Source organism: Mesorhizobium sp. M0621, assembly GCF_040320745.1.
In the GTDB taxonomy this organism is placed as follows: Bacteria; Pseudomonadota; Alphaproteobacteria; order Rhizobiales; family Rhizobiaceae; genus Mesorhizobium.
Map to the genome: position 1 here is coordinate 1 of NZ_JAMYQF010000105.1, position 7,271 is coordinate 7,271.

The following is a 7,271-nucleotide window of genomic DNA, read 5'->3' on the forward strand; positions in this document are numbered from 1 at the left end:
TTCTTCTTTTTTTTTCTTTTTTGTTTTTTTTTTTTTTTTCTTTGTTTTTTTTTTTTTTGGGTTTGTGTTTTTTTTTACGGAGTGGGGGTCGACCTTACACCGAAGCAATGATTGCCGCTTGACCGAGTTTTCGTGCGCGCAGGCCAGAGGGATCGGTTCGACCGGATGCGGCCTCCTTGCGGCAGATGGAGGTCGGCGCTCCATGCGCGGCGACCCCCTCTGTCGCCTTCGGCGACATCTCCCCCTCGAGGGGGGAGATCAGGCGCGCTGCGCCAGTCGGCTGCTTTCCACCACAATACCAAGCAGCGCCTGCCTTGCCAGCGCCACGGAAAGATCCGGCCGCCGCCGCGTCTGCAGCACCGCTGTCTGCAGGCGCGTCAGCGCGCGGCCGAGCGCGTCGGTGCTCCAGCGCTCCAGCGCTTTCTCGACCAGCTTGCGGCGCGAGAAGAACACTGGCGGACGTGCGGCGGCAACGACGGAAGCCGCATTGCGACCGCCCGAATCCATCTGGCCGCGCATGGCTTGGATCTGCTGCAGCTGCCGCATCGCCGAGGACAGCACCAGGAAGGGCTGGCCGCCGGACTGGCAATGGCGGGTGAAGGCGGTGTCGAAGTCGCCGATCTTGCCTTCGAGAAGCGCGTCGACCGCGTCGTCGAAAGAGGCGCCGGACACGTCACCCGACATTGCCTTGACCTCTTCCAGCCCGATTTCCCGCTGGCCATGCGCGTAAAGCACGAGCTTTTCGATTTCGCCGCGCGAGGCCAGCCGGTCGCCGCCGAGATTGCGGCGCAGCGCCTGTCTCGCCTCCATGGTCATCGACATGCCGGCCTTGCGCAATTCGTCGTCGATGACCGCATCGATGTCCCGGGCTTCATCGGCGTAGCATGGCAGTGCCATGGCGTTGTCCGCCGCCTCGACGATGGCGCGCAGGCCGACGCCCTTCTTCAGATCGCCGGCCTCGATGAGAATTATCGCGTCCCGCGCGGGCTCCGCTGTCAGCGCCTTGACGTCGTCGGCCAGCGCCTTCTGGCCGCTGGCATTGCGCACCCACAGCAGCCGCCGGTCGGAAAACATCGGCACGGTGCGGGCTTCGTCGAGCAGGCGGCCCTCGTCGCGATCAACCTCCGAACCCTCGAGCCGGACCACCGAGAAGGGATCGTCGAGCGGCAGGCCGGTCTTGCCGGCAAAGGCTTTCGCCCGCTCGGAGACGAGGCCGCGGTCGGGGCCATAAAGCAGGACAATGGAGATGCGCTGGTCCGGCCGCGCCAGCCACCCATCGACCTCGTAAGCTTTCTTCTGTGCCATGGCGGGTTGGTTAGCATGATGCGGGGGCGAGGTGAACGGGGCTGCGGTGATTGGGGCAAAGGATGGTGCGCGTAATCTCCCCCCTCGAGGGGGAGATGGCCGGCAGGCCAGAGGGGGTCGGTTCGACCGGTTGCGACCTCCTTGCGGCAGATGGAAGTTGGCGCTTCACGTCGGGCGACCCCCTCTGTCGCCTTCGGCGACATCTCCCCCTCGAGGGGGGAGATTATGCTTCGCCGTTTTCGCCAATCACTTTATCTGGCCGCAAACCCAGCCCAACCTTCTCCCTAATTGCGCGCCATCCCCCAACATCGACAAGAAATTTCGCAGACATATCTTCATCTTGTGCTGGGGAGGCTGATCGGCCGGCGTGGCCGGGACCGACGCGTGAGGCTTCGCCCGACGAATTCGCACTGGTCTGGCCGTGCAGATATGCAACTATCGGCGCCAGGCAACATTGGAGGACATGGTCATGGCCGATGCTGGGATGTTGCGGTTTCACGTTCCGGAGCCGGAAGTGCGGCCGGGCGGAACGCCTGACTTTTCCAACGTGCCGATCCCGAAGGCCGGTTCGGTGCCGCGTCCCGACATCGATGTCGATCCGCGCACCATCCGCGATCATGCATTCTCGATCATCCGCGTGCTGAACCGCACTGGCGAAGCCGTCGGCCCCTGGGCCGGCTTGCTTTCCAGCGACGAACTTTTGGCGGGCCTGCGTCACATGATGACGCTGCGGACCTTCGACGCCCGCATGCAGATGGCGCAGCGCCAGGGCAAGACGTCGTTCTACATGCAGCATCTGGGCGAGGAGGCGGTGGCTTGCGCCTTCCGCAAGGCGCTGGCGCAGGGCGACATGAATTTCCCGACCTATCGCCAGGCCGGCCTGCTCATCGCCGACGGCTATCCGATGGTCACGATGATGAACCAGATCTATTCCAACGAGGCCGATCCGCTGAAGGGCCGGCAATTGCCGATCATGTATTCGTCGAAGGAGCACGGCTTCTTTTCGATCTCCGGCAATCTGGCGACGCAGTACATCCAGGCGGTCGGCTGGGCGATGGCTTCGGCGATCAGCAATGATTCGAAGATCGCGGCGGCATGGATCGGCGATGGCTCGACGGCCGAGTCCGACTTCCATTCGGCGCTGGTGTTCGCCTCCACCTACAAGGCGCCGGTCGTGCTCAACGTCGTCAACAACCAGTGGGCGATCTCGACTTTCCAGGGCATCGCGCGCGGGGGCTCGGGCACGTTCGCGGCGAGAGGCCTCGGCTTCGGCATCCCGTCGCTGCGCGTCGACGGCAACGATTATCTGGCTGTCCATGCCGTCGCCAAATGGGCGGCGGAGCGTGCGCGCAGCAATCTCGGGCCAACGCTGGTCGAATATGTCACCTACCGCGCCGGCGCGCATTCGAGCTCCGACGATCCTTCCGCCTACCGGCCCAAGACCGAATCCGATGCCTGGCCGCTCGGCGACCCGATCGTGCGGCTGAAGAACCATCTCATCGCGCTCGGTGTCTGGTCGGATGACCGGCACACCCAGGCCGAGGCGGAAATCCTCGACACGGTGATCGCGGCGCAGAAGGAAGCGGAAAGCCACGGCACGCTGCATGCCGGCGGCAAGCCTTCGACGCGCGACATGTTCGAGGGCCTCTACGCCGAAATGCCGCCGCATCTGCGGCGCCAGCGCCAGCAGGCGGGAGTCTGAGCCATGCCGCGACGCACCATGATCGAGGCCATTCGGGACGCCATGGACGTGTCGATGGCGCGCGACGACCGTGTCGTCGTATATGGCGAGGATGTCGGCTTCTTCGGCGGCGTCTTCCGCTGCACGCAGGGCCTGCAGGCCAAATACGGCAAGAGCCGCTGCTTCGACGCGCCGATCAACGAATCCGGCATTGTCGGCTCGGCCATCGGCATGGCCGCCTATGGGCTGAAGCCGTGCGTGGAGATTCAGTTTGCCGACTACATGTATCCGGCCTACGACCAGTTGACCCAGGAAGCGGCACGGCTGCGCTACCGCTCCAATGGCGATTTTACCTGTCCGATCGTGGTGCGCATGCCGACCGGCGGCGGCATCTTCGGCGGCCAGACGCACAGCCAGAGCCCAGAAGCGCTGTTCACCCATGTGTCGGGGCTGAAGACCGTGGTGCCGTCCAATCCGCATGACGCCAAGGGGCTGTTGATCGCAGCGATAGAGGATCCCGACCCGGTGATCTTCCTGGAGCCGAAGCGGCTCTACAATGGCCCCTTCGACGGCCATCACGACCGGCCGGTGACGCCATGGTCGAAGCATGAACTGGGTGAGGTCGCCGACGGCCACTATACCGTGCCGCTCGGCAAGGCGGCGATCCGCAGGCCAGGTTCAGCCATCACCGTGCTGGCCTACGGCACCATGGTCTATGTCGCGCAGGCGGCGGCCGAGGAAACCGGCATCGATGCCGAGATCATCGATCTCAGGACCCTGCTGCCTCTCGACCTCGACACCATCGTGGCTTCAGTGAAAAAAACGGGACGCTGCGTCATCGTGCATGAGGCGACGCTGACCTCCGGCTTCGGTGCCGAGCTGTCGGCGCTGGTGCAGGAAAACTGCTTCTACCATCTGGAGGCGCCGGTGGCGCGGGTCGCCGGCTGGGACACGCCCTATCCGCATGCGCAGGAGTGGGACTATTTCCCCGGTCCCGCCCGTGTCGGTCGCGCTCTCCTCGAAACCATGGAGGCCTGAGATGGGCGAGCACATCATCAAGCTGCCCGATGTCGGCGAGGGTGTCGCCGAGGCCGAGCTTGTCGAATGGCACGTCAAGGTCGGCGATATCGTGCGCGAGGACAGCGTGCTCGCCGCCGTCATGACCGACAAGGCGACGGTTGAAATTCCGTCGCCGGTCGATGGCGAAATCCTGTGGCTGGGCGCCGAGATCGGCGACACGGTGGCGATCGGTTCGCCCATCGTGCGGCTGAAGGTGGCGGGCGAGGGGAATGTTGCGGGTGGTGCGACACCGGCAAAAGTCACGGCTGAGAGTACCCCCAGCCCGTCCCCACAAGGGGGAGGGGGACGCGCCACGGCCTCCAAGGGCGGAGCAAAGTCTACTTCGCCATCATCAGAGTCCTCCGCAAAAAGCGAGCGAGCGGCGCAGACAGAATCCCCCTCCCCCTTGTGGGGAGGGGCTAGGGGTGGGGGTACAGCGCCGACGTCCCGAGGTGCCGCGCCCGCCGGCGCGCCGCGTCCCGAAGGTGAAAAGCCGCTGGCGTCGCCGGCTGTTCGTCTGCGGGCAAAGGAGGCCGGCGTCGACCTCAGGCAGGTTGCGGGATCTGGCCCGGTCGGCCGCATCGGCCATGAGGACATCGAGGCATTCCTGGCCCGCGGCCCGCAGGTCGCCAGGGGCCTCGCCCGCAACGATGCCGTCCAGGACATCAAGGTGGTCGGCTTGAGGCGCAAGATCGCCGAGAAGATGTCGCTGTCGAAATCGCGCATCCCGCACATCACCTATGTCGAGGAGATCGACGTCACCGCGCTTGAGGATCTGCGCGCCGCGCTCAACAAGGAGAAGCGCCCGGGCGTGGAAAGGCCGAAGCTGACGCTGCTGCCGTTCCTGATGCGGGCGATGGTCAAGGCGATCTCAGACCAGCCCAATCTCAATTCGCTGTTCGACGACGAGGCCGGCATCATCCACCAGCATGGTGGCATCCATATCGGCATCGCCGCGCAGACGCCCTCCGGCCTGGTGGTGCCTGTCGTCAAACATGCCGAGGCGCGCGACATCTGGGAGTGCGGCGCCGAGGTCGTCAGGCTGGCCGAGGCGGCCAAGTCCGGCACGGCGACGCGCGACGAACTGTCCGGCTCGACCATCACCATCACCTCGCTCGGCGCCATGGGCGGCGTAGCGACGACGCCGGTCATCAACCATCCGGAAGTGGCGATCATCGGCGTCAACAAGATGATGGTGCGGCCGGTGTGGGACGGCACACAGTTCATCCCGCGCAAGATGATGAACCTGTCGTCCAGCTTCGACCATCGCGTCATCGACGGCTGGGACGCGGCGGTGTTCATCCAGCGGATAAAAGCGCTGCTGGAAACGCCGGCGCTGATTTTTGTGGATTGAGGGCGGAGATGGACATCTCGGCGAGACAGTGTCCCCCTGCGCTCTGTCGGGCCGGTTTTCTTCTTACAATGTTGAAAGTTAGCGAAAGCAGTGGAGCGCGTAATCTCCCCCCTCGAGGGGGAGATGGCCGGCAGGCCAGAGGGGGTCGGTACGACCGGACGCGACCGCCTTGCGCCACAGATGCAGGCTGGCGCTCTACGCCCGGCGACCCCCTCTGTCGCCTTCGGCGACATCTCCCCCTCGAGGGGGGAGATTACGCGCTTCAAGGGCGGCGTGAAGGATCGCTGCAGAGCGCTCTTTCCGACGCGGCGCGACAAATAGTTAGGATGCCATCATGAAAGAAATCTCCTGCAAGCTGCTCGTCATCGGCGCCGGTCCCGGTGGTTACATCTGCGCCATCCGCGCCGGGCAGCTCGGCGTCGATACGGTGATCGTGGAAGCCGGCAAACCGGGCGGCACCTGCCTCAATGTCGGCTGCATCCCGTCCAAGGCGCTGATCCACGCGGCCGAGGAGTTCGAGAAGGTCTCGCATATGGAAGGCGGCAGGAGTCCGCTCGGCATCTCGGTCACCGCACCGACGCTCGACCTGGCCAAAACAATCGCCTGGAAGGACGGCATTGTCAGCCGGCTCAACAGCGGCGTCGCCGGCCTGCTCAAGAAGGCTGGCGTGAAGACCGTGCATGGCTGGGCGACGTTTCGTGATGGCAAGACCGTCGCGGTCGAGACCGAGACGGGAAGCCAAGTGATTCGCGCCGAGGCGATCGTCATCGCCACCGGCTCGGCGCCGGTGGAACTGCCGTTCCTGCCCTTTGGCGGGTCGGTGATCTCCTCCACCGAGGCGCTGGCGCTAAGCGAAGTGCCGAAGAAGCTTGCCGTCGTCGGTGGCGGCTATATCGGCCTCGAGCTCGGCATGGCCTTCGCCAAGATGGGCGCCAAGGTGACTGTCGTCGAGGCGCTGCCACGCGTGCTGGCGCAATATGACGCCGAGCTCACGCGCCCGGTGGTCAAGCGGCTCAACGCGCTCGGCATCGAGGTGATGACGGGTGCCAAGGCCAAGGGTGCCAAGGGTGACGCGCTGCTGGTCGAGACATCCGACGGCAAGAGCACCAAGCTCGCCGCCGACAAGATCCTGGTGACGGTCGGGCGCAAGCCGGTGACCGAAGGCTGGGGGCTCGAGCAGATCGACCTCGACGTGGCGGGTAAATTCATCCGCATCGACGACCAGTGCCGCACCTCGATGCGCGGCATCTTTGCCATCGGCGACGTCACCGGCGAGCCGATGCTGGCGCACCGGGCGATGGCGCAGGGCGAGATGGTCGCCGAGATCATCGCCGGCCACAAACGCAGCTGGGACAAGCGCTCCATTCCCGCCGTCTGCTTCACCGATCCGGAACTGGTGACGGCGGGCCTGTCGCCGGAAGAAGCCAAGGCGCTCGGCGGCGAGATCAAGATCGGCATGTTCCCGTTCGCCGCCAACGGCCGAGCGATGACGAAGCTGGGCGAGGACGGCTTCGTCCGCGTCGTGGCGCGGGCCGACAACCATCTGGTGCTCGGCATCCAAGCGGCCGGGCAGGGTGTGTCGGAACTGGCGGCGTCGTTCGGGCTGGCGCTCGAAATGGGCGCAAGGCTGGAGGACATCGCCGGCACCATCCATGCCCATCCGACGCAAGGCGAAGGTTTCCAGGAAGCCGCACTGAAGGCACTGGGCCACGCGCTGCATGTGTGAGGGGCATTTCCTCTCCCTCCGGAGGGGGGAGAGGTGTGGGGGGGGAGGGGGGAGCCGGGGGGGGGGGGGGGGGGCGAGGATGGGGGGGGGGGACGGGCGGCACCACAAGCAGGGGGGTCCAAAATGTAGAGTGGGGGGGGCGGGAC

Annotated in this window: 6 protein-coding genes; 4 read left to right on the plus strand and 2 right to left on the minus strand. The window is 65.3% G+C overall.

Annotation, left to right across the window (positions count from 1 at the left end; all coding sequences use genetic code 11):
- Nucleotides 1-204: hypothetical protein (locus NKI38_RS33005; RefSeq protein ID WP_352665011.1), on the minus strand; the 204-nt coding region annotated here is incomplete at its 3' end.
- 54 nt (nt 205-258) lie between these two features.
- A complete protein-coding gene (holA, locus tag NKI38_RS33010) occupies nt 259-1,305 on the minus strand; it encodes a DNA polymerase III subunit delta (RefSeq protein ID WP_352665013.1) in 1,047 nt (348 codons plus the stop codon).
- Nucleotides 1,306-1,774: 469 nt separating this feature from the next.
- Between holA and NKI38_RS33015 the strand changes: the two genes are divergently transcribed.
- The 4 genes from NKI38_RS33015 to lpdA all read left to right on the plus strand — a co-directional run bounded on the left by NKI38_RS33015 (nt 1,775) and on the right by lpdA (nt 7,125).
- Entirely contained in the window at nt 1,775-3,007 is a 1,233-nt protein-coding gene (locus tag NKI38_RS33015; protein WP_352665015.1) for a 3-methyl-2-oxobutanoate dehydrogenase (2-methylpropanoyl-transferring) subunit alpha, read from the plus strand.
- 3 nt (nt 3,008-3,010) lie between these two features.
- Nucleotides 3,011-4,024 (plus strand): alpha-ketoacid dehydrogenase subunit beta, encoded by a 1,014-nt coding sequence (locus NKI38_RS33020; protein WP_352665017.1) that lies wholly within the window; start codon nt 3,011-3,013, stop codon nt 4,022-4,024.
- Nucleotide 4,025: 1 nt separating this feature from the next.
- Nucleotides 4,026-5,399 (plus strand): dihydrolipoamide acetyltransferase family protein, encoded by a 1,374-nt coding sequence (locus NKI38_RS33025; protein WP_352665019.1) that lies wholly within the window; start codon nt 4,026-4,028, stop codon nt 5,397-5,399.
- Nucleotides 5,400-5,733: 334 nt separating this feature from the next.
- Nucleotides 5,734-7,125 carry a dihydrolipoyl dehydrogenase gene (gene lpdA, locus NKI38_RS33030; RefSeq protein ID WP_352665021.1) on the plus strand — a complete coding sequence of 464 codons (1,392 nt, stop codon included), beginning with the start codon at nt 5,734-5,736 and terminating at the stop codon, nt 7,123-7,125.
- Nucleotides 7,126-7,271: the final 146 nt, after the last annotated feature.